The 23,064-nt window shown below is 44.3% G+C and carries 14 protein-coding genes; 9 read left to right on the top strand and 5 right to left on the bottom strand.

Annotation, left to right across the window (positions count from 1 at the left end; genetic code table 11):
• Nucleotides 1–135 precede the first annotated feature (135 nt).
• From AC5JPT_RS01020 to AC5JPT_RS01005, 4 genes are all read left to right on the top strand, one after another.
• Nucleotides 136–603 (top strand): hypothetical protein, encoded by a 468-nt coding sequence (locus AC5JPT_RS01020; protein WP_493856750.1) that lies wholly within the window; start codon nt 136–138, stop codon nt 601–603.
• 41 nt (nt 604–644) lie between these two features.
• A complete protein-coding gene (locus tag AC5JPT_RS01015; RefSeq protein WP_493856749.1) occupies nt 645–2,753 on the top strand; it encodes a beta strand repeat-containing protein in 2,109 nt (702 codons plus the stop codon).
• Between the two features lie 139 nt (nt 2,754–2,892).
• On the top strand, nt 2,893–8,223 hold the full coding sequence (locus AC5JPT_RS01010; RefSeq protein ID WP_493856748.1) for an SdrD B-like domain-containing protein: 5,331 nt from the start codon (nt 2,893–2,895) through the stop codon (nt 8,221–8,223).
• A gap of 147 nt (nt 8,224–8,370) precedes the next feature.
• Nucleotides 8,371–9,168 (top strand): hypothetical protein, encoded by a 798-nt coding sequence (locus tag AC5JPT_RS01005; RefSeq protein WP_493856747.1) that lies wholly within the window; start codon nt 8,371–8,373, stop codon nt 9,166–9,168.
• Between the two features lie 154 nt (nt 9,169–9,322).
• Here AC5JPT_RS01005 and AC5JPT_RS01000 read toward each other — a convergent pair whose 3' ends face one another.
• The 4 genes from AC5JPT_RS01000 to glpK all read right to left on the bottom strand — a co-directional run bounded on the left by AC5JPT_RS01000 (nt 9,323) and on the right by glpK (nt 14,059).
• On the bottom strand, nt 9,323–10,015 hold the full coding sequence (locus AC5JPT_RS01000) for a TetR/AcrR family transcriptional regulator (RefSeq protein WP_319050221.1): 693 nt from the start codon (nt 10,013–10,015) through the stop codon (nt 9,323–9,325).
• Nucleotides 10,016–10,252: 237 nt separating this feature from the next.
• Complete coding sequence (locus AC5JPT_RS00995) at nt 10,253–11,275, bottom strand: endonuclease/exonuclease/phosphatase family protein (RefSeq protein ID WP_493856746.1); 1,023 nt, start codon at nt 11,273–11,275, stop codon at nt 10,253–10,255.
• Nucleotides 11,276–11,584: 309 nt separating this feature from the next.
• The gene (locus AC5JPT_RS00990) at nt 11,585–12,055 is read right to left on the bottom strand and encodes a hypothetical protein (protein ID WP_493858403.1); all 471 of its coding nucleotides are present in this window, start codon (nt 12,053–12,055) and stop codon (nt 11,585–11,587) included.
• A 369-nt stretch (nt 12,056–12,424) separates the two neighbouring features.
• The gene (gene glpK, locus AC5JPT_RS00985) at nt 12,425–14,059 is read right to left on the bottom strand and encodes a glycerol kinase GlpK (protein WP_493856745.1); all 1,635 of its coding nucleotides are present in this window, start codon (nt 14,057–14,059) and stop codon (nt 12,425–12,427) included.
• A 605-nt stretch (nt 14,060–14,664) separates the two neighbouring features.
• On the opposite strand from glpK, the gene AC5JPT_RS00980 reads away from it, so the two are divergent.
• The 5 genes from AC5JPT_RS00980 to AC5JPT_RS00960 all read left to right on the top strand — a co-directional run bounded on the left by AC5JPT_RS00980 (nt 14,665) and on the right by AC5JPT_RS00960 (nt 21,151).
• Nucleotides 14,665–16,287, top strand: coding sequence for a TolC family protein (locus AC5JPT_RS00980; protein ID WP_493856744.1), 1,623 nt, complete (start codon nt 14,665–14,667; stop codon nt 16,285–16,287).
• A 222-nt stretch (nt 16,288–16,509) separates the two neighbouring features.
• Nucleotides 16,510–17,376 carry a YihY/virulence factor BrkB family protein gene (locus tag AC5JPT_RS00975; RefSeq protein ID WP_493856743.1) on the top strand — a complete coding sequence of 289 codons (867 nt, stop codon included), beginning with the start codon at nt 16,510–16,512 and terminating at the stop codon, nt 17,374–17,376.
• A gap of 62 nt (nt 17,377–17,438) precedes the next feature.
• Complete coding sequence (locus AC5JPT_RS00970) at nt 17,439–18,638, top strand: HlyD family secretion protein (protein ID WP_493856742.1); 1,200 nt, start codon at nt 17,439–17,441, stop codon at nt 18,636–18,638.
• Nucleotides 18,639–18,641: 3 nt separating this feature from the next.
• Nucleotides 18,642–19,955, top strand: coding sequence for an ABC transporter permease (locus AC5JPT_RS00965; protein WP_493856741.1), 1,314 nt, complete (start codon nt 18,642–18,644; stop codon nt 19,953–19,955).
• The gene (locus AC5JPT_RS00960) at nt 19,955–21,151 is read left to right on the top strand and encodes an ABC transporter permease (RefSeq protein ID WP_493856740.1); all 1,197 of its coding nucleotides are present in this window, start codon (nt 19,955–19,957) and stop codon (nt 21,149–21,151) included. The genes AC5JPT_RS00965 and AC5JPT_RS00960 overlap by 1 nt, the downstream gene beginning before the upstream one ends.
• Nucleotides 21,152–21,313: 162 nt before the next feature.
• Here the strand turns inward: AC5JPT_RS00960 and sthA are convergent, their stop codons facing one another.
• Entirely contained in the window at nt 21,314–22,957 is a 1,644-nt protein-coding gene (gene sthA / locus AC5JPT_RS00955) for a Si-specific NAD(P)(+) transhydrogenase (protein ID WP_319050212.1), read from the bottom strand.
• Nucleotides 22,958–23,064 lie beyond the last annotated feature (107 nt).

Below are 23,064 nucleotides of genomic sequence, written 5' to 3'. Positions count from 1 at the left end.
TTGGTTACGTGACAATAGCTTAAAGGGAGATGTGTGCTTTTTACAGACGAGCCTGATATCAAATTACAGACAGCTTCACTGTAGCCCAAAGCATCTGTATCCCAATGATAGCAACGGTATAAGAAAGGATTTTATATGAAACGTTTCAAGATTCTACGCAATGTTCTGTTAGCAACGGTTGCTTCTACTAGCATGTTAGGCTTCGCGCATGCTGAAGATGCTCTAAAGATGGAACTGACTGCCAATCAAGTCATCAAAAATGCTGACGGTAAGACAGTCTATACGGCAGTACGTACCGCACCAGCAGGTACTGTCATCCAATACAAGGCAACTTATACCAATACCATTAATAAAGATATTAATGATCTAATGGTGACTCTACCTATTCCTGCCAACATGACCTTTACTGGTGATGCGATGCCTGCAAGCGCACAAGCTAGCACTGATGGCAAGAACTATGCTGATATGCCGCTAATGCGCAAAGTCGATGGCAAAATGGTTAAAGTGCCCTACTCTGAATACCGTACGCTACGCTGGAACATCAAATTACTACCCGCAAAAAAGGCAGCAGCTGTTGCCCTCAATACTGTCGTTAACAAATAACCCTTCATCCTTACTGATTTAATCTTTCGGAGATTTACTGCATGAAACCAAATTCTTTTAAATATTCAGTATTAGCCGTAGGTGTTGTGGCTGCAATGGGTATCTCTACTGCCGCTAATGCAGCTACTCCTAATACTACTGGTGGTATTAGTGCAGGAGCAGCACCGATTACCAACGTCGCAACCGCAAACTATAGCGTTGCTGGCATTGCTCAGCCAAACGTTACTTCTAACACAGTGACTGTGAGCGTTAGCGAAACAGCTAACTTTGCACTCGTATCGACTATTGATGATGGTAGCATCAGTGACGATATTGCTATCAATCAGACTGCTACGCCAGGTGGTACGACTACCTTTACTCATGCTTTAACCAATACGGGTAACGTAACGGATACTTATACCGTTAATACCACAGGTAATGACTCAGCACTAGTAACAGCTACGCCAGACTATGCTTTAGGTACTGCGCCTGTCACGTTTACGATTGTACAAGCAGATGGCACTGCTTTAACTCCTGCTCAAGTCACCGCTTTGAATGGTCAGGCACAGACAGGTACCCTAGCCAACGGTGGTACTATTAGACTACAACCAGGTACCAGAGCTAACTTAAGCTACGAAGCAGCTACACCAGCCGCTCGTAACGGTAATGACAAAGGTGTAGGCACATTAACAGCAACCAGTAGTTTCTTTACTGCTAATCTTCCAGCAAATGCGACATTGGTGAACGAAAACCAAACTATCGTGAAGCTGCCTACCTTCAAAATAGCAAAAACAGCAACCAGTACTGTCGATTTGACAGTCGCTAACCCACAGATCGCTTATAGTATCGTAGTCACTAACGTGGATACTGACTATAGTACTGCTGCAACTGATTTTGTCATCCGAGATGTCCTTCCTGCAGGTTTGAGTTTGCCTAATGGCACAGCCTCAGACGTGACCGTAACTGGTGCTGGCACTGCTACGATTTCTACTGTTGGTACTCGACAAGCTATTAATGTTGCTGTAGCGAACTTAGCCGTTGGCGCAAGTCGCACAATTACTTTCACAGTTAATGTCGATAGAGATCAGTATACAGCTGCTAATAGTTCAGTAACTAACAATGCAGAAGTCTACGATAAGTTCGTCGGTGCGGTTAGTCCGTTAATTGCTGCTCCTGTACTTGGTACTGACTATGACATTTTGGATAGTACAAATAACAATTTAGATATGACTAGAGTACCTGCTGCTGCGGATCAAGCTAACGGCGCTGGTATAGATACTGCTGGTGTGACTAACTTTACCAGACGAGCGGTTGTAGTGAGCAATCCAACAACTAGAGAAGTTCCCCCTGCCTCAGGTACTGCTAGTCAAGCGACTCATTCAACTCTCATTACTAACAGTGGTCAAGATGCTGAAGGTACCAATACTAACCCATTGACCTTTACTATTGCTGATGGTGGCAATAATGGGGCTGTTAGACCTGTTACTGGTCCTGTTAGTGTTACTTACACGCCGCCTGGTAATGGCGCCCCGGTTACTATATCGCTGCAACCTACCGTTGCTGGTGGTAATACGTACACCCTTAATAGCACTACACTACCAACCGCTCAATTTCCAAATGGTATTGCACCTGGTGGCACACTAGCAATCAACTACAATGTGTCGTCGGGCAATGTGGATGCTCCTGCAACTGTTGCTGATGCTGCAGCTGTTGGTAGCACTGAAACTTCTGTCGTAACGCTAACGCCTGCCGGTATTAATCCACCTGCTGTTACTTCAGTGACTGATACGACTAACGTTAGAGGCTTAACGTTGGTGAAGTCTCAATCACTAGATGCTGCTTGTGAAGCTACCGTTGCTACAAGTACCTTTGTTCAGACTACACTCAATGCGGCACCTGATCAATGTGTTATCTATCGTATTCAGGCAACTAACACTTCTTCAACAGCATTAGGTTTTAATCTTAACGCATTAACTATCTCGGATTTGTTGTCTAACTTCTCAGCTGGTGCGGATTTAGTAGCTGGTTCACCTGCTACTTCGGCGACTGCTTCATCTACTGCAGGCACGCCTAGTGCGACTAGTACTGCAGTTCTTGGTACTAACTTTACTATAGTTCCTCAGGGCGTTGGCACCTTGACTTTCAAAATCAAAATCAAAAACGATCGTTAATTTATATTTAATATTTCAAAGTCTATAAGCGTCACAAGACGTTTATAGACTAACGCTCCAGTTTGACCTGATCGTTTTTGGTTAGCCAAGCTGGAGGGTTACTACCCTACCCTTCTATGTTTTATTGGATAAGCGACATATGACTACATACTTAACGTCTAATCGTATTACGTTGCATACAGCGAAGATCTCTGCGCTGACAGCTGCAATGTTGCTTATGCAATCAAATGTGGCGTCTGCTGCGCCTAGCACGCTCGTACAAACTATCAATAACATTGCTAATGCAACTTATGACGTCGATTCTATTGAACAAAGTGGTATTTCAAACCAAGTTCAAGTCAAAACCTCTGCCCTGCCTGAATATGGTATTAATTTAACTCAGCAACCTCTGCGTACTGTCGCACCCAATACATTAGTGAATTGGGTCAATGTTCTTAGTAATACTGGCTATAGTAGTCAGACTGTTGAGCTGACGCTTGATGTATCGCCAACTCTATCTAATTTGAAAGTTTATCAAGACCTAAATAACAACGGTATTGTCGACAGTGGCGATAGACAACTTATTCTTGATGACATGAGTGCTCAAATTAAGCTTGGTCAGAGTGAAAACATTCAGCTTATTATACAAGCGCTATCAGATGTTGATGGTCAGGATGGGGACACTGCTGATATTAAGATTGGTGCAGTTGTGTTAGCAGATTCGTCAGTAGCCAGCGTGAGTGCGACCGATAGTTTAGTCATTATCGAATCTGGTATCAAATTCACCACTCCTAAATTTGATGAAAGTAAAACTGTTTCACAAATTAATGATGATGTTTATGTCAGTGCCAGCTATGCGCAATGTAACGTACAAACTGACAAGCCTGATCAAGTATGGGTAACCATCAAGTCGCCGATAACTGAAGATAGCTATTCACTTAAAGCTATAGAAACTGGTAATAACACGGGTAAATATCAGCTATCAGCGGCCACTCAAAATAACGCCAACGCTATTAATGATAAGCTCATCCAGACGTTGAACAGTGACACATTGACTGTCAGCTTAGACGCCTGTATCGCCCCTTCGGTTGGCATTGGTGCTGATGAATTGCCGAACGCGTCTGACTTCACCGTGCGTATCAGTGATCTGAGCTCACAAATTAATATCGTCGATGACAACCCAGCTTTAGTTGTCACAAAGGAAAGTGACGTAAAAAGTGCTGAGCTCGGTGATTACGTCAGCTACACCATCAATATCACGAACAACGGTAGTGCTACTGCTTACGATGTGCAGCTAAAAGACGCATTACCACGCGGTTTTGATTATGTCGATAGCAGTGTGCGTGTGAGCCCAGCGACTGATATCGATATCAATCAGACACAAACTACTGAGTTTAAGTCTGACGGTAAATACCAGGTATTGAACTTAGGCAATATGGCAAATGGCGAAAGTAAAAAAATTACTTATCGTGTGCTTGTTGGTGCTGCATCACTAGGTGGTGATGGTATCAACCGCGCAATCGCAGTTGCTAACAACGAGCAAGGCCAAAGCTTAGTATCAAGAGAAGCACAGTGGAAAATCGACGTAGAACGTGGCGTCATGAACACTGACGGCATCATCATCGGTAAGGTCTATCACGACATCAACCGCGATGGTATTCAGCAAAAAGAAGACGGTGAAATTGGTGTTGCTGGTGTACGTATCTACATGGAGAACGGTAACTTCATCGTTACTGATCCTGAAGGTAAATACAACTTTTATGGCATCAGTGCCAAAACGCATGTACTGAAAGTAGACCGCACGACGATCCCTAGAGAAACAGAACTGGTCACCCAAAGCAACCGTAATGCTGGTGATGCTGGCAGCCGTTTTGTTGACTTAAAATACGGCGAGTTACATCGTGCAGATTTTGCAATAGTCGCTGGTATGGCGGATAGCACTGAGCGTCTGAACGCTGAGCTAATCGCTCGTAGTAAATCAGTGAGCGCTAAAAACGATACGCTAGAACAAGCGGTAAAAACAGCGCTAACACTAGAGCCAGACTACGATACCGACACGACTGATAATATCGATGCAAGTGGCTGTAATATCAATGGTGACTTAGACCTTGGTAACAACTGTGATTCTGCTATTGTCAACGATATGGTTGGGCAAGCGACCAATCGTGTCGATATGGCCGTGACAACGATTGCCCCTCCAGTAGAAAAAGAGCTCGAAGAATACTTAAAAGAAGTGGCTAACAACAATGTCGCCTTTATTAATCTAGGTGAAGGTCAACAGCTTAGCACTTACAAGCAGATGGTACAGGTGCAAGCCCCTCTTGGCTCAATATTTACTTTATACGCCAATGGCAAAGCGGTATCAGAGCAAAATATCGGTAAAACTGCTAAGCAAGAAAAGCAAAATGTGACGGCTTTTGACTATTATGCGGTTGACCTACAACGTGGAAGTAATACCCTGCGCGGTGTGGCCACTGATATCAACGGCAAAATCATCTCTGAGCAGACGATTAAAGTATTGACACCTGATAGCTTACAATCTATCGATTATCGCACTCAGACTCAGCTAGTAGCTGCAGACGGCATTAGCGAATACCAGATAGTCGTTAGTCTAAAAGATCGTGACAATCGCCCCTATATTGGTACTACTTCTCTTACACTTGATACTAATATCGGTCGTATCAATTTGGAAGACAGCAGCAAAGATCAAGCCGGCACCCAAGTTACTGTGTCAGGTGGTGAGCTACTCATACCAGTCATCGCGTCAAGCGTACCCGGTAAGGGCGAGCTCGTCATTGACACGGGTAGCAGTAAACAAGTCATTCCATTACAGTTCACTGCTCAATTGCGTCCGCTGATTGCCGTTGGTATCGTAGAAGGGGCTATTTCGCTCAAAGATTTCGACGGTGGCAGCATTACTGATGCTCAAGGTGCATTTGAACAAGAGCTCAATGATTTTGCGGGTAACGACGATTACACAGCCTCTGGTCGTGCAGCGATGTTCCTCAAAGGTAAAGTGCGCGGCGATTATCTACTTACGCTCGCTTATGATAGTGATAAAAAAGGTGAGCGACTCTTCCGTGATATCGAGCCAGGCGAATACTACCCTGTGTATGGCGACTCATCAGCTAAAGGCTTTGATGCGCAGTCTACAAGCAAGCTCTATGTGCGCTTGGATAAAGGTCGCTCGTTCGCGATGTATGGTGACCTAAAGACCCAGATTGATAATGATGAAGGTATCAAGCTGGGTCAATATAACCGTACCCTAACTGGTCTAAAAGCTCAGTTTGAGGACAGCAATACTCGTGTCACGGCATTTTTGGCAGAGACCAGTACCAGCCAGCGTGTTAATGAGACGCGTGGCCTAGGTATTTCAGGTCCATATCCATTGGCTGAGAACTTCGATGCGGTATTAGAAAACTCTGAAACGATCGAAGTGATCACTCGTGATGCCAACAATCCTGGTCTTATCATCAGCCGTGAAACGCTGACGCGTTTTGCTGATTACGAGATAGACCCGATTAGCCGCAGCTTATTCTTGAAATCACCGATTGCCAGTCAAGACATCGAAGGTAATCCTGTCTATATCCGTGTCACGGTAGAAGTAGATGAAGGTGGTGAAAATTATCTGGTTGGTGGTATCGCTGCTAAGCAACAACTAACCAACAAAGTATCTATCGGTGGTAGCTATATCAATAGCGACGATCCACTTAACAAAGAAGAGCTTGCAAGTCTCAACAGCGTTATCAAATTTAACGACAAGTTAAAGCTAGTCGCTGAATATGCCATGAATAAAGCTGAGAATCCAAATTTTCAAGCCAGCAATCAAATCAACACCACAGAACTCGACGATAGTGATGTCGAGGGTAATGCGCTACGTCTTGAGATTGACTTTGATAATAAGAAAAACACCCGTGCCAAAGCGTACTACAATGATGCTGATGAAGGTTTTGTCACTGGTGCGTCACCGCTTACGGCGGGGCGTACCGAGTCTGGTGTAGAAGTCGTTCACACGATAAACAACAAAAAAACAGCATTAAAGCTAGAAGGTGTACGTACCGAAGACCATACTACCGAGGCGAGCGTCGAAGGTATCCAGGCTAGCATAGAGCAGCGTTTGAGTGAGAATGTGGTCGGTGAGATTGGCGTACGCTACTATAAGCAAGATGCCACTGCTGCTTCACGCAATACCCAAGCGGCGACAGACGTTTTGGATATTACAGACGATACGCTATTTAATGATGACATCATCAATCAATCAGCGTTAAGTAGCGTTAGTAATGCTGATGAAGACATCGAAGGTACAACCGTTCGTGCTCGTATTACCTCTCGCCTGCCCAAGTTAAATAATAGCTTGGTATTTGCAGAGTATGAGCAAGATATCGACAATAGCTCACGTAATGCCACTTCTATTGGCGGCGAAACCCCTCTTGGTAGCTTGGGACGACTGTACGCGCGTCACGATTTGATCAACAGCTTATCGGGTACTTATGGTCTTAATGATACTGATGAGCGTCAACGTACTGTTTTTGGTTTCGATGCCGCTTATATGAAAGACGGTAAAGTGTATAGCGAATACCGTATGAGTGACGCTATTAGTGCACGCGAGGCCGAAGCCGCTATCGGTCTAAAAAACAAATGGTATGTCCAAGAAGGTCTAACTCTAAATACCTTGTTTGAGCGTGTTGAGTCGCTTGAAGGTGAAGAAGACAACACGGCAACCGCAGCAGGTATTGGTGTTGAGTATCTTGCCAAAGAAAACTACAAAGCATCGGGGCGTTTTGAAAAACGCTGGGGCGAAACAAGTGATACATTACTAGGTAGTGCTGGTATTGCCTATCGCTATACTGATGAGATCACCCTACTTGCCAAAGATATCTACTCACGCACTGATTACACTGATGGCGACCGTACTATTAATCGCTTTCAGCTAGGCGCAGCTTATCGTGATTATGATAGCAACCAGTTAGATATGCTAGCAAAGCTTGAGTATCGCTTGGATGATAACAACACTGGTGATGACACTTATCGAAAAGACACGACCATCTGGTCATGGAATGGTAACTACCATCCGACGCGTCCACTAACCTTATCTGGACGTTATGCTGGTAAATACACAGAGTACAAAGCAGATGCATTGACCAGTGACAATACGGCACATGCTGTCTATGGTCGCGGGCTTTATGACCTCAGTGAGCGCTGGGATATTGGCTTACAAGCAGGCACTTACTGGAACGATCAAGCAAACGACTTGGCTTATATGCTTGGTGCAGAGGTTGGCTATAGTCCAATGACCAATCTGTGGTTATCACTTGGCTACAACTTTATGGGCTTTGAAGACGAAGACATCGCCTATGATGACAGTACTCAAGAAGGGGCTTATTTCAGACTACGCTTCAAATTCGATGAAGATCTATTCAAACGTGAAGATCCACGAAAAAACCAGCGTTTGATGAGCAGCTCTACTACCGTTAGCGATAATACGTTGTAAATTGACAACGCGATCTAATGGCATTGCTTCAGTACCGTCTTATGACAATGCCACTATAACTGCATTACAACCTACCAAGCTATGAGTAGCACTAGCCCTGATAATGGTAAATAACATCCCTTATTACCTTCATACAAGGTTTGCATTATGTTTAAAGCTGTCATGAAAACCATACCTGATAAGCAAACGATATCTACTGCCTTATCGGCAATACTGCTACTGACGGTAGCCTCACCTGCTTTAGCTAACAGTGACATCGTTAATACTTCAGCTCAAATCACTAATACGACCAATATTACTAACTGTCGTGATGACTTGCAGAGCCATGTGCAGAAACAAGCGCATTCTTATAAGTATCAAAGCCAACAACAGCGTGTATTGAACTGTATGGTAGCGCAATTAGAGCCGTATCAACAAAAAGACAAGACAGCTCATGAGCAGTATCTCGCCTATAAAGCACAAGCATGGCTTACTTATGCTATCAATAAAGACAGTATGAACAGCCGCTCATCTGCAGGCTCAGTTGCGGTAGAAATGGCAGAGACTATTCTGCAAGCACTGAAAAACAATACTGCACAAGACATGAGTATATATCAGGATATTCCTACTACCTCTGCGCTAATGCGACCTGACCTGTGGGCAACGCTGAGTGCACTCAAAGATGGTAATGGTATAGCGTCAGCACCTCGTGAGATGGCATTTGGTGAAGTGGCTCTAATATGGGCCGCCACCAACCAATGCGAACGAGGCTGGCGAGAGTCCGGTATGCACTTTCGCATGGCAGATCGATGGCTTGAGCAAGCACGTGAAGCTTATATCAACGCTCATGACTCACAGACTAATGTAGCGTTAGAAACATCAATAATCAGCTACTATCAGCAATATGCCCCTTTAGATGCTGTCGATGATGTTTGCCGTGGACAAGACTTAACGCCAAATAGTTGAGAAATAGCTTACTATTAACAAATACCATTAATCATCACTGCTATGACCGTATAACGTCTCAATGGACGACAACTATGTGTTTAGAATATTGTAGTAAATACAAAACATAAAAAAGCCGACATCTTTGTCGGCTTTTTTCGTTTGGTATGGAAAATTAAACGCTTTTGCGTCGTAGCTTTTCTGGTAGATAGCAGCGCAGATACGCAATAAATGCCGTATTTGCTTCTTGAATATAGTCCTCAGTAATGCTCTGATGACGACGATAAGACAAGGTAAAGATAGCGTTGACGATACTATAAGCAATCAACAGGGTGTTTTGGATATCATCAAAGTTTGGCATCTCATAACGCTCTGACAAGCGCTTATATACCAAGTCAACGATTTGATGGTCCATATCTTCACCAAAACTATCGCCTTCAAAGTCAGGCGTATTGGTATCGTAAATTAGCTTGGCTTTGGTCTCATCACTATGGAAGATCATCACGCACTGATCAATAAGTGCAGTCAAATACCCTTGCCATCTATCGTAATTACCGATATCAACTGTTTCTACCATCTCCAGTATTTCGATGGCATTCAAAAAACGCAATGCTAGAAATATTGCTTCAATATTAGGAAAGAAGTGATAAGCAGAGGCTCTTGGTATGCCTGCTTCTTCACATACGGCAGCCAAGGTAATATCATTAATTGCTTGTGTTTCACTCAGTTTTTTGGCACCAGCCAAAAGTTTTTGGCGGCGTACACGGCCTTGTTGGCTGGTAAATTTAAACTTGTTTGGTACAAGCTTTTTTGCCAATTCTGAGTCTACCAACACATCTTCAATTTTGTCGTCTTTGTTATCACTCATTATAAATCTCTTTATGTTACGCCCTATTGTATAGATATAATCTTCATCAGACAGTATTCATCCAAAACTAACGGATTACTGGCTATTGGCTAAAATATAGCGCCAATATTATCGTTACCACACTCGATGAGGAGGCATCATAAACGCTTGTACACTATCAAGCAAGGGACATGAATGGGTTAGAAGTTCATGTATCGATTAATACTCTACTAGAGTTAACTGTTTAATTTTAAAAAGTTAATCATTAAGTTTGATTTTCGCTCTTATAATACCATGATCAGTGACTCTGTCTGCATAATCCCATTTAAGGTGATCATTGAAATAATCAACGCGTTCAACCTGACCAAGCGAAAACTTACTATCAGGTAAAAACTCCTCTGAGACAAACAGCTGATCGATTACTTCTGGCATGCCTTGGTGTATATGGGTGTAGGCGACATCTTTCATCCAGCCATAGCGAGCCTGAATGCGAGCAGCATCAAAAAGTGCGACGTCGCGCATACTTTTATCGTAATTGACCTCACCAGTTTCGGTCATCAACTGAGTGGTGACACTACCTGTCACATCATTCATGTCACCCAGCAATATCAATGGCTCACGTGTGTGGTGCAAACGCTCCATAATCGCCATTCGAATTGATGCAGCTTCTGCAGCACGCATGCACAAACTGCGTAGCTTGGCACGAATACGAATATTGGGATCATCCATATCTTCTAGTAGATTGCCGTTCTTATCACGTAAGAAAAAAGCACATTTGCTTTTCAAATGTGCAGTCACAATCGTTATCGGTTGACCATATGCATCGACGCGCAATACGAGCGGTGGACGATTAAAGCGCTCATAAGGTCCTATATCTGGAATATCAATCACAGCCTTTGGTTCAATATCTTCTAATAGACTGGTTTCTAACTGCTCAAATCGACTGATAATACCAACAGCTGGTGTGCCTTGTGCCCCCATACCTTGAGTATGCGGACTGGCACTGTCATTACTTGCCAGCGGAATAACAGCATGCTCTGGTTTGAATCCTAACGAAACAGATAGCGCCTCTAGTGCCTCACTGTCCCATACTTCCTGCACGGCAATGATATCAGCATTCGCTCTAGATAATAAGTCTGTAAGACCGTGCAGCTTATGCTCATAGGATTTCTTATCATAAGCCGGTGCATTGTCGTAATAAATCCGATCAGGGTTGGCGAAATTCAATAAGTTGGCTGTGGCAACATAAAACTGCTTATTATTATTAGCGTGATTACTCATATATTCCCTATTGTTTTCATCATTATAATACATAATATTCATTTATGTGTATAAACAGCAAATTTTATGCCTAAAAAAACCTCCAAGGTCAACCTTGGAAGTTTTAAAATAGCATAAATTTGATAGTTAAAGCCACTCGTAGAGATAGTTATACAATTAGTCTATTTCTAGCAATGAATCAACAATATTTCAGATTATCCGTTTACTTGATAATTTTATGAGTCAATGCTACTTAGAAATGTAACCTAACAAACCCTGACTAATTCAGTAGCTAGAAAGCAACTACGTGGCTTTTTTATATTGCGTGTATTATGAAACACGGTGCCATGCATCACGTGACGCTAGACGTGCCTCATCCCATGCTAGACGAGACTCACCTTTTACTTCGTGCCATGAACGCTCTAAATCTGCTTCGTGATCTTCAAAACGAGCATCTGCTGGATAACGAGCACGGTTTGCATATCCTACTGCATAGGCTGGGTGCAAATCACGGTCGAAATCATATCCTTCTTTATAGTAGTCAGCGTTTGCGTATTCTGCACGCCAGTACGCTTCTTCGTGTGTTGGATTTATCGCCTCACCTGCTGCATGACCTGCACCGCCACCAACAACTGCACCAATAGCACCACCGATCAATGTACCTAATGGACCTGCCATCGAACCGATTGCTGCGCCTGCTGCTGCACCGCCCACACCGCCGATACCAGTACCCACTGGATGTGAACCTGGTTCACCTGTGATCATATCAGCGTTCAAATCGTCTTTTGTCTCATCAGACATATGTTTCACTTCACTACGGTCGATGGCATCATGATCACGGTTGTAGTCGTCTGTTACATTTGTACGTGTAGTACCATCCGCATTAATTTTTGTTTTGTTTAATTCGTCATGGTTATTCATAATAAATATATCCTTAATTAGTTATTGATTTCCATTTGTTCTTTTAGATCTTGTCAAAGGCGTTGTTTGACTGCCATTTGAAGTATAGGAACAATCACTACCCTACGATATACAGGTTATGTAAGCTATGTCGATATCTTTGTAGGCTTGCGTTACAGCCTGTATCTTTATCACATTTGTGTACGGTTGACCTATACTTTGAGTGATTGCAAAAACGCGTTGATACTTAACTTACCAAGTAAAATAGGCTTATAGTGGCATTAACGACCTCTCGATAGCACGTTGCCATTTATCAAGATGTTGTTCGCGAGCATCTGTGGACATACTTGGCTCAAAGATACGATCTACCTGCCATGATGCTTTCATTGTTGACTCATCGTATAACCCAGTTTTTAGACCTGCAAGTAACGCCGCGCCTTTTGCGGTAATTTCTGTGTCTCTTGGGCGCAGTACAGGAACATCTAACAAATCCGCCTGAAACTGCATCAGCAAATCGTTGTTTGCCGCGCCGCCATCCACTCTCAGCTCGGTCAATGGATGGGGACTGTCTTTTTGCATAGCGATAAGTACATCGTATGTCTGATAGGCTACCGCCTCTAATGCTGCACGGGCAATGTGCGCTTTGGTTGTACCGCGGCTCATCCCTGTGATACTGGCACTGATATCAGAACGCCAGTAAGGTGCCCCAAGCCCAGTAAACGCTGGTAGTAGCACCACATCTTCACTACTATCCACTTGGCGCGCTAAGTCCTCAACATCACTACTTTGTTGAATCATACCTAAGTTGTCACGTAGCCATTGGACGATAGCACCCGCCATAAAGACACTACCTTCTAACGCATAAGTGACTTCCTTTTTGGGCGGTTGTAGCATACGCTTGCCTGATTGTACAATCTGATCAAACGATAAATTGTCTGGACGAGTTGGCGAGGTTTTTCGTTGCCACGCGATAGTGGTCAGTAGCTTATGGTCGCTCAACTTTGGCTGCTGACCGATATTCATTAGCATAAAACACCCTGTACCATAGGTGTTCTTTGCCATACCTGCATCAAGACAACCTTGGCCAAAGAGCGCTGCTTGCTGATCGCCAAGTACGGCTTGAATGGGTATTTGTTTGGCAAACAAGCCTTTTTTGGTTTTGCCAAAATCACCGTCTGAGGGCAGCACTTTGGGTAATATGTTCATAGGAATGGCAAAGCGATCACAAAGTGTCTCTGACCACGCCAGTTTATGGATGTCAAATAACAAAGTGCGAGAGGCGTTAGTCACATCAATAACGTGCTCTCCACCTGTTAGCTTATATATCAGCCAACTGTCGATAGTACCGACAGCTATCTCACCTTTACTGGCTCGCACGCTAAGCTTTGGATTGTTTTCGAGCAACCACGCAATCTTGCTGGCACTAAAATAAGGGTCTAACCGCAGGCCTGTAATACGCTGTACCTCATGCGCCATATTATTTTGATGATTTTCAGACGTGTTCGTATGAGCGCTGTTTTTATAGCCCCTATCACCCATGCTATTGGTAGCGCTTTCGGCAGCAAGCGTCTTACAGTAGTTTGCCGTCCGTCTGTCCTGCCAGATGATAGCAGGTGCCAATGGTTTACCCGTTTGTTTGTCCCACATCACGATAGATTCGCGCTGATTGGTAATGGCAATGCTGGTGACGTCCGTTGCAAGCAAACCTGCCCGATTGATAACATCGTGCGCACAGCTGATCTGGGTTTGCCAAATCTGCTGTGCATCTTGCTCTACAAATCCAGCACTTGGCGTTTGGAGGGTCGTTGGTTGTTGTACCATTTTTATAGGACGTGCATGATCGTCATAGAGGATCGCTCGACTCGATGTTGTTCCCTGATCCAGCGCCAAAATATATCCTGCCATTACACACATCCTCTACTAAGGTTATTTATTTTATTTGACAAAAATTCGTAATAAGTGACTACTTACTCTTCATTGATTAACGTTCATCGCTTGCTGTTTTTTTATGAATGACTGATTAATTATTTTAATAGTAAAACTAAAAACAAAGTTTATTTGAAGACAAATAGAATCATCTCAAAATACCTCCTAAGCTATGTTGTTAGTTATAAAGAGATATTTAAATATAGAGTTGAGCTTCTATCATACCGCTACTGCCCATACAATAGAAAACCAAAAAATACTGAGCATTGACCCGTCACCATTGTGGCTCTACAGTGTACGCCTTAATTTAAATGATGTTTCAAATGATAGACTGTCAGCGACGCTATGATAAGACCCTTTTTATTTAAAAACACTGACCTATTTGACAATAAATATTTTGTATCGGCATCATTTACTCGATGACTGGTAGACGCGGTCACTCATAGATAGTCTATAATAATTTGATCAGTTAATATTTGAGCAATACGGTCTATTAATGATAACCGTTGTCTTATAATACCTTACCTCTCAATTAATGGTTTATGTGACTTATGAAATTCGCTTTATTAGCGCTACCGTCCACTATGATGACTGTTACACTCATAAGTGTTGCACCTGTGACTTACGCCAGTAGTGATGCCGATCGCGAATCAACTGGTATGGTATCTGGCCCTGTAACACAAATCGTGGAGGCTAACGATCCGAGCAATCATAAGACCACTGTAACGCCTAATAACACATCGATAAATACTTATGATGGGCAACCTTCACTGGCTACCCTTGTCGATCCCATCTCACACAAAACGATTGATAATAGCTATCCGTTAGAGGTCTCCAGCTTTTTGAGCTTAGCGCAAGCACAAAAACTTTTAGTCCAAGTATCGCCCAAGATAGCGGCCAATCAAGCAGCCATTGCTGCCAGCGAATACCAAACTGATGCTCTAAGAACCATCGATAACCCGCTCGTATTTGCTCGCGTATCTGCCAGTGCTTACCATCTAGACCAAGATATAGATTTGTCCACTCTTAAAAACGGCATCATAGATGGGGTGAATAATCGTGTCGATAGTGTCATTCCTCCTATTGCAAGCTTGCCAGACTTACCCAACTTTGGCGAATTGGTTGGTGAGCGGATTCCAGACTCGTATGACCTTAAACGCTCAGGCTCCACAACTGGAGCAGGTGTTGGTGTGGTCTGGCCTATTTATACTGCTGGACGTACAGATGCCTTGACTGGCGCCTCCGATGCACGCACCCAAGAAGCGCTAGCAGATAGTATTCTTGATAAAAACGAGCTGTATAATACGTTGATTGAGCGCTACTTTGAGGCGCAGCTAGCGATCATTGCCGCTTACTTACGTGAAGACGCTTACGATACACTGCAACAAACTGACCATATGGCAGAGCGTCTATTTGAAGAAGGCTTTATCTCACGGGTCGAGAGATTAGAGGCGCAATCTGCGCTTGCCGACGCCAAAAGCGAGTCTGTTAATGCCAATAACGATGCACGCTTGGCTATGATTGCATTACAGCGGTTACTACGTACCAACTACCGTATTAAGCCAACGACGCCTTTGTTTGTGTCTAGTCGCCCGCTACCAGATGTCAGTTATTTTCAAGATCTGGCTCTGAGTCATCACCCAGGATTACAGAAAGTTGCCGCCAAACGTGCGCAGGCACAGCAGCTGCATGCGTTATCTGATACTGGTTATAAACCGACCGTTTTGCTGTATGGCTATGGTCAGGTAGAGAAGGATCCAAGCTGGGTTGCTGGTATATCTGCCAGTTGGAAACTCTGGGGCGGGCTCGATAAAACAGCCTCATTGGCATCAAGTAGCGCTCAAATCCGTCAAGCCGATCTCTCTGAAATTGAAGTCAGTGACAACCTACTCTTGCTCGTAGAAAAAAACTGGCATGATGTCAATAATGCCCAGTCACGCTATCAGGCACTTCAGAGTAATGTTGATTTGGCGACAGAAGTGTTGCGACTGCGCCGCCTTGGCTTACAAGAAGGTGTGAATACCACCGTCGATGTGGTACAAGCGCAAACTCAGTCACTCAAAGCCCGCACCGAGCAAGCACAAGCTGCCAATAGCTATGTACAGTCATTGGCTGCACTCATGCAAAGCTGTGGCACCCCGCTTGCTTTCAATGCTTATCTGAATGCCGCTGACATTCAACTGCCAACTTTGTATACTGAACAATAATGAACATGAAAACCATAAGTCGTATGGATCAGCGCTTGTACAGTCGATCTAGCCTTTCGTTATAACGATGCCCTTAATAACGATGTCTTTGAGCGGTACGGTACATCGACTGACTCAAGTGAGTGAGGTGCGGTCATACCTTTGTAATTCACTGAGGACGCGGTCTATCATGACGCTGACAACATCCATACTGTTACTCATTCTATTGTGAATAATTGTTTTATGAAAAAATCTACTTCTAAATCGATAAGTCATTGGTTGCAGCCTTTACTCAAAACATGGCAGCTTGCAAACACCTCTAACGTTTGGGCACATTGTGCAAGCGTGGGGTTTTTTGGTTTTTTGTCAATATTTCCTGTGATGGCAGTGTTTGTACTCATTTATGGCCTCGTGTTTTCACCCGTCCAGATGCAAGAACAGATCTCAATTTTGAGTCCATACATACCCGATACCGTGTATGAGGTCCTCAACTCACGCTTGAATGACCTAGTCTCTACTACCACGTCCAAGCTGACTTTTAGCCTTATTTTATCGTCACTGCTCGCCCTCTATGCTGGCTCTAAAGGCATTAAGTCTTTAATTATCCTTATTAACCTTGCCTTTCATATCACCCATGAGCGTAGCTTCATTCAAGGTACTATTCGAGCGCTTAGTCTAACCTTTGGGGCGGTAGTTGTTTTGATTATAGCGGTCTCCTCTATTGCTATTATTCCTGTGGGAGCGGCTTTTTTCCCCTTTCCTCAGATAGCTGAAACGATTGCACTTTGGAGCAGATGGCCAATACTGGCTGGCATTATATTCCTAAGCTTTTTGGGGCTCTACCGCTTAGCACCTAATCGCGATGCTGTCGCGCTCAAAAAGCTAGTACCAGGCGCCGCACTAGCGACTATTATGTGGATTGTACTGTCTGTGCTGTTCTCTATCTATGTACAAAACTTCAATAACTATAGTGCTGAATTTGGGGCGCTTTCAGCTGCTGTAGTGATTATGCTATGGCTGTACTATTCGGCATTTATCGTCGCTTTTGGTGCGATCTTCAACTCTGAAGCGTTAGACAGTGCTAAGCCTTATGCTGTTCGAATGTATTAATCATAGCCCCTTTATTCTAGACCCTTTACTCTCAACTTTGCTGCTTTAGGAATCCCGCTGTCATGTCTGAATTGCCAAATGAATCAAACGACTTAAATCAATCTGATGATTCAACCGAGTCAGTGACCTCTCAGGACAGTCAATACTCAGCTAAACCAGCAGAAAACACGCCTGACGCTGAGCCGGTGCAGCCTACGCCACCGTACAATCGCGGTAATGCTAACCCTGATAAATCTGCTCGTGTAAAAAAAGCGCTACTTGCAGGGCTTGCATTGATTGTTCTTGCTGTGATTGCCTATGGTCTATATAAAAGCAATCAACAGAGCGAGCCTGAAATCATTACGCTTCAGGGGCAAATGCAAATGCAGCAAACCTCTATCGCTGCAAAAGTACCTGGCCGCATTGCACGGATTATGGTGACAGAAGGTGATGCTGTCACAGCGGGGCAACAGCTGGTCGAAATGGATTCGCCTGAAATTAATGCCAAGATCAACCAGGCGCGGGCTGGCAAGCAAATCGCACAGAGCCAGTTGGACAAAGCCAAAAATGGCGCACGCCCGCAAGAAATTGCTCAAGCCAAAGCGGCTTGGCAAGCCAATAAAGCGGCCTCTGATTTGGCGAAGAACACTTATCAGCGCGTTAATCGCCTCTACGAAGAAGGGTTGATGGCGCGGCAAAAGCGCGATGAGGCGTATGCACAGTACCTTGCTACCGAAGATCAGACTGAAGCGGCACGTCTGCAATATGACTTGGCGTTAGAGGGCGCGCGTAGTGAAGATAAGTCAGCCGCTACCGCCCAAGTCGCACAGGTCGATGCCCAACTGGACGAGGCACTGGTCGCAAAAGAAGAAGCCAATCTAAAAAGCCCTATCGCAGGTATCGTTGACAACGTCATCGTCAGTGCTGGTGAAGTCATCGGTCAAGGCGTTCCTTTGCTCACTTTGGTAGATACCAATGACCAATGGGTGGTACTCAACGTCACTGAACCTTATCTGAATCAGTTTGCTATCGGTCAAACGTTTACAGGGACTATCCCAGCTCTATCATCAGCAGACAAACCTTATAGCAAACAGTTCACTGTTTATGCGACGTCGACCCTATCTGATTTTGCAACTTGGCGACCGACTAACAATGACGATGGGTTCGATGTGCGTACCTTTGAGGTAAAAGCTCGACCATCAACGCCAGATACTCGTATTCGCTCGGGTATGAGCGTGGTTGTGCGTATCAATCCTACGCCTATTAACCAGAACCAAGAGTAAACCATGCGCTTAATTGAGGCGTTTTTGCGCAGTGCAGCCTATGAGCGGCGATTTTTGACCAAAAACCAGTGGGACCTTAGCATGGTGGTATGGATACCGCTGGCAACCGTCCTACTTATTTGGTGGATATTTTCACAGACTCAGATTACTGATTTGCCTATAGGCATTATCGATCAAGACAATAGTGCGATGGCCAATACTGCCGTACGCTACTTAGAAGCCAGTCCTACGCTCACAGTCAGGCAGTTGTATTATTCTCAAGCAGAGGCCGAGGCTGCGATATTGCAACGCGATATTTACGCAGTCGTGACGATTCCTGAAGACTTCTCTCGCCATATTCTATCGAATACACCTGCGCCACTCACACTACAAGTAAACGCACAGTATGGTACTCACTCTGGCATTATCCAAACGAGTGTTCAAGCAGTTGCAAGTACACTGTCTGCAGGCGTCGAGATACAGCGATTGGTCAAGCAAGGCATAGCACCATCACAAGCCTCGACTGCTTACGCGCCTATCAGTATTCAACGTATCAGTCTGTTCAATGCGGCCACCAATTATCAGCAGTTTTTGGCCTCAACCGTAATACCTGCCCTACTACATATACTGGCAATGGTTGTTGGTGCAACGACCATTGGACGTGAGCTACGTGATAAAAATATTGGTCGTTGGTATCGTTTTATTGATACCAAAAATCCTGGACGAACGTCACCTCAATATTCGAAAACACCAACCGCGCCTTTCACCAAGCAGGATAGTGTCAATAACAGCAGCCATAATGCTACGGTAGCATCAACCTTACAAACGCCACAGGCAATCAGCATGTCAGTATTGTTGTTTGGTTTATTAGGTAAATATTTTTGGCCAATGCTGGCCTATAGTATATGGTCGGCTATGATCCTGTGGTTGGCAACTTCGAACCAAGCTATAAGCATAGCTTCTTTTGCTGTGGTCTACGCAGGTTTGTTATGCCTAATGACACTCTCGTTTTGGCTGGGTGCGATCTTTACGTTGAATGCTTTTTCTCTACGTATGGGGCTGTCCGCTACTGGTTTTATCTCAGCGCCTTCTTATGCCTTTGCTGGTGTGACCTTCCCTTATATTGCGATTAGTGATAGCGCGCAGTACTGGTCAAATATCCTACCACTGACGCATTATCTCAAGCTTCATATTGCACAACTGCAGATGCAAGCACCCATTGCTATATCCCTGCCTGGTGTCTACGGTCTCACCCTTGCTATGATCATAGCACTGCTACTAGCCACATTATTAACCAAACGTGCATTGGCACATCCTGAACGTTGGGGAGCACGCTAATGTCAATACGATCCAACCCCAATCTCAAAAAATCTGAATCAACAAAGTCTTCGCCATCACCGTCGTTCTGGACAAGCTTTGTCCAAACGCTTAAAGATATTTTTGGGGATAAAGGCATCTTGCTGATGTTGATCATCGCCCCTATTATTTATGGCTTCTTTTATCCGTGGCCTTATTCTACTGAGGTGGTCAATCATGTGCCGGTAGGTATCATCGATTATGACAATAGCAACTTATCGCGTACGCTCGCTCGTTACTCAAGCTCGAGCCCTTATTTAGATACCGAGCGTTTTGTCAATGAGCAAGCCGCCAAAGAAGCCATGTGGTCCAATAAAATTGCAGGTTATATGGTGATACCTAGTGGGCTTGAAGCGCAAGTACTATCAGGGCAACAAGCCCATGTCAGTGTTTTGGGTAATGGTGGCTATTTTATCCTGAATAAAAATGTTCAGCTGGGCTTCTCTCAAGCAGTGGGTACGGTATCAGCAGGTATAAAGGTAAAGAAGGCCGTTGCGAAAGGGGCTTATGCACCCACTGCCGCACAGAGCACGCAAGCAATACCGCTACGTATCATACCGCTGTATAACCAAACTGAAGGCTATGGTGCTTATGTCGTGCCAGCTGTCTCTGTCATTATCTTGCAGCAGACGTTATTGATGGCGACAGCGATGCTGATTGGCACATGGTATGAGCAACGCCGCCATGCGACGAGCATACGTGGCTGGCTAGGACGCATCGGAGCGCTAAGCACGCTAAGCTTTATCGTCGGCTGTTTTTATTATGGCTGGGCGTTTGAGCTTCACCATTATCCACGTGGTCAAAACATGCTTGGTACGTTATTGTTTTTGGCATTATTTTGCCCGACGGTCGCCACGCTCGGCTGCGTGCTTGGGCTATGGTTCCGGCAACGAGAACGCAGCATGCAAATCTTAATCTTTGTTTCGCTACCGATATTTTTCTTGAGTGGCTACCCATGGCCAGCAGACCAGTTGCCTCAGATATTACAAGTCATACGCTGGGTCGTGCCCACGACCCCTGCGATCAATACCTCTGTACAGCTGAACCAAATGGGTGCCAACGTGTCCCAAGTTGCTATTGGATTTTATGCACTGGCAGGCTTATGGCTATTTTACTTTGCCTTATTACTGCTTTTACGCAAACGTATACCACAAAGACAATCCACTTACAGTGCTTGACAGCAAATGAGCTCAACACCCTGACGAAAAAGCGCCTGCTATTATTAGCAGGCGCTTTTTATGGAAAGGACTTTATACTTCCAAGCTTGTTACTTCTAAACGTTGTACTTCCGAACCTTGTACTTCCAAACGTTAAAGCTTTCTAAGCAGTTAAAGGAATCGTTAGAACACTCGGTTCAAACCATTGAGCGCCGCAACACGATACGCCTCTGCCATTGTTGGATAGTTAAAGGTGGTATTAACGAAGTACTCAAGCGTATTGTTACACTTCATAACCGCTTGTCCGATATGGATAATCTCTGATGCATGGTTACCGTAGCAGTGAATACCCAAAATCTCTAGCGTCTCACGATGGAATAGTATCTTTAGTACGCCTGTACGCTCACCAATGATTTGTGCGCGAGCCAGATGCTTAAAGAAAGCTTGACCGACCTCGTAAGGTACTTTCTCATCTGTCAGCTCTTGCTCGGTTTTGCCAATACAAGAAATCTCAGGGATCGTATAGATACCCGTTGGTACGCTAGATACAGGTTCAGCATCACTGTCGCCAACCATAAATGCAGCCGCACAGCGTCCTTGGTCATATGCCGCTGATGCTAATGATGGCCAACCGATCACATCGCCTGCTGCATAGATATTATCAACATCAGTGCGATAAGTATCATCAACTTTTAGCTGACCACGGCTGTTCGCTTTTAGCCCAATAGCTTCTAGGTTTAGACCTTCAGTGTTACCTGAGCGTCCATTTGACCACAGTATGGCATCTGATTTGATTTTCTTACCGCTTTTGAGATGTAGGATTACGCAGTCATCATGGGTCTCAAGATGATCAATTTCTTCGTTACTTCGAATGAGCACACCGAACTGTCTAAAATCGTGCGCGATGGCATCGCTAATCTCGCTATCGAGGTAGTTGAGCAACTGATCTTGGTTGTTGATCAGATCCACTTTATAACCAAGACCAGTAAAAATGGAAGCGTATTCACAGCCGATCACGCCAGCACCATAGATGATGATTTTTTTGACGATATAATCCATCTGTAGGATCTTATCAGAATCAAAAACGCGCGGATGATTGAAGTCTAAGATATCAGGACGATATGGACGACTACCGACCGTTACGATAGCTTTATTAAAGGTGATGGTTTCAAACACATTGTCATCAGTTTCAACACGCAGAGTATGTTTGTCAACAAAGCTGCCCCACCCTTGAATGACTTCAATACGGTTACGCTCATAAAAACCCGTATGCGTGTTCACTTGACGGCGTATCACTTGACGAGCGTTGGCAAGCACTTTATTCAGCGGAACCTGCTTATACTCCATCGCTTTGGTGAACATTGGATCACGGCGAAAATTAATCAAATTAAATACCGATTGGCGCAGCGCTTTACTCGGGATCGTACCTACATGAGTCGAGTTACCACCCACCTGATCGCGCGGATCGACTACCACGACTCTTTTACCAGATTTGGTAAGTTTCATAGCAGCGGCCTCGCCAGCTGGTCCTGCACCCAATACCACTACATCGTATTCATAGTCGTGATTGTCGCTTTTTAGGCGACGAGAGTCTTTGGCAAAACCCGATTGAATATCGATACGGGTGTCATCGAGCGGGTTGATAAGGTCTGGATGGTGCATGACATCATCAGTAACTTGCTCGTGGGTTTGTTCAATTTTTTGTTTTTTGTCTTTACCTTCGGTATGTTCAGGGTTGGGCGTGCGACCGTTCTCTTTATTAGATACTTCGGTATGAATATCTTTACCAGTATCATTGGTCGCGTCGCTTGCACTTTTACTTACCATGATGTCCTCTTTATTTATTTATTGATTATATGAATAGGTTTGTATGGGAGTGAGTTTTTACGATCTACATAGGTTGATAAAATTAGCTTAGTAAAATCACGCCACCA

The organism is Psychrobacter sp. H26 (assembly GCF_059073035.1).
Note: the sequence above shows the minus strand (reverse complement) of the source record. Positions and strands in the feature narration are given on the sequence as shown.

What these genes read in the sequence shown, in the direction of transcription:
- AC5JPT_RS00975 (WP_493856743.1), top strand. Translation starts at nt 16,510, where the DNA reads ATGAAAAAATCTACTTCTAAATCGATAAGTCATTGGTTGCAGCCTTTA.
- AC5JPT_RS01010 (WP_493856748.1), top strand. Translation starts at nt 2,893, where the DNA reads ATGACTACATACTTAACGTCTAATCGTATTACGTTGCATACAGCGAAG.
- AC5JPT_RS00970 (WP_493856742.1), top strand. Translation starts at nt 17,439, where the DNA reads ATGTCTGAATTGCCAAATGAATCAAACGACTTAAATCAATCTGATGAT.
- AC5JPT_RS01005 (WP_493856747.1), top strand. Translation starts at nt 8,371, where the DNA reads ATGTTTAAAGCTGTCATGAAAACCATACCTGATAAGCAAACGATATCT.
- glpK (WP_493856745.1), bottom strand. Translation starts at nt 14,059, where the DNA reads ATGGCAGGATATATTTTGGCGCTGGATCAGGGAACAACATCGAGTCGA.
- AC5JPT_RS01000 (WP_319050221.1), bottom strand. Translation starts at nt 10,015, where the DNA reads ATGAGTGATAACAAAGACGACAAAATTGAAGATGTGTTGGTAGACTCA.
- AC5JPT_RS01015 (WP_493856749.1), top strand. Translation starts at nt 645, where the DNA reads ATGAAACCAAATTCTTTTAAATATTCAGTATTAGCCGTAGGTGTTGTG.
- AC5JPT_RS00965 (WP_493856741.1), top strand. Translation starts at nt 18,642, where the DNA reads ATGCGCTTAATTGAGGCGTTTTTGCGCAGTGCAGCCTATGAGCGGCGA.
- sthA (WP_319050212.1), bottom strand. Translation starts at nt 22,957, where the DNA reads ATGGTAAGTAAAAGTGCAAGCGACGCGACCAATGATACTGGTAAAGAT.
- AC5JPT_RS00960 (WP_493856740.1), top strand. Translation starts at nt 19,955, where the DNA reads ATGTCAATACGATCCAACCCCAATCTCAAAAAATCTGAATCAACAAAG.
- AC5JPT_RS00995 (WP_493856746.1), bottom strand. Translation starts at nt 11,275, where the DNA reads ATGAGTAATCACGCTAATAATAATAAGCAGTTTTATGTTGCCACAGCC.
- AC5JPT_RS00980 (WP_493856744.1), top strand. Translation starts at nt 14,665, where the DNA reads ATGATGACTGTTACACTCATAAGTGTTGCACCTGTGACTTACGCCAGT.
- AC5JPT_RS00990 (WP_493858403.1), bottom strand. Translation starts at nt 12,055, where the DNA reads ATGTCTGATGAGACAAAAGACGATTTGAACGCTGATATGATCACAGGT.
- AC5JPT_RS01020 (WP_493856750.1), top strand. Translation starts at nt 136, where the DNA reads ATGAAACGTTTCAAGATTCTACGCAATGTTCTGTTAGCAACGGTTGCT.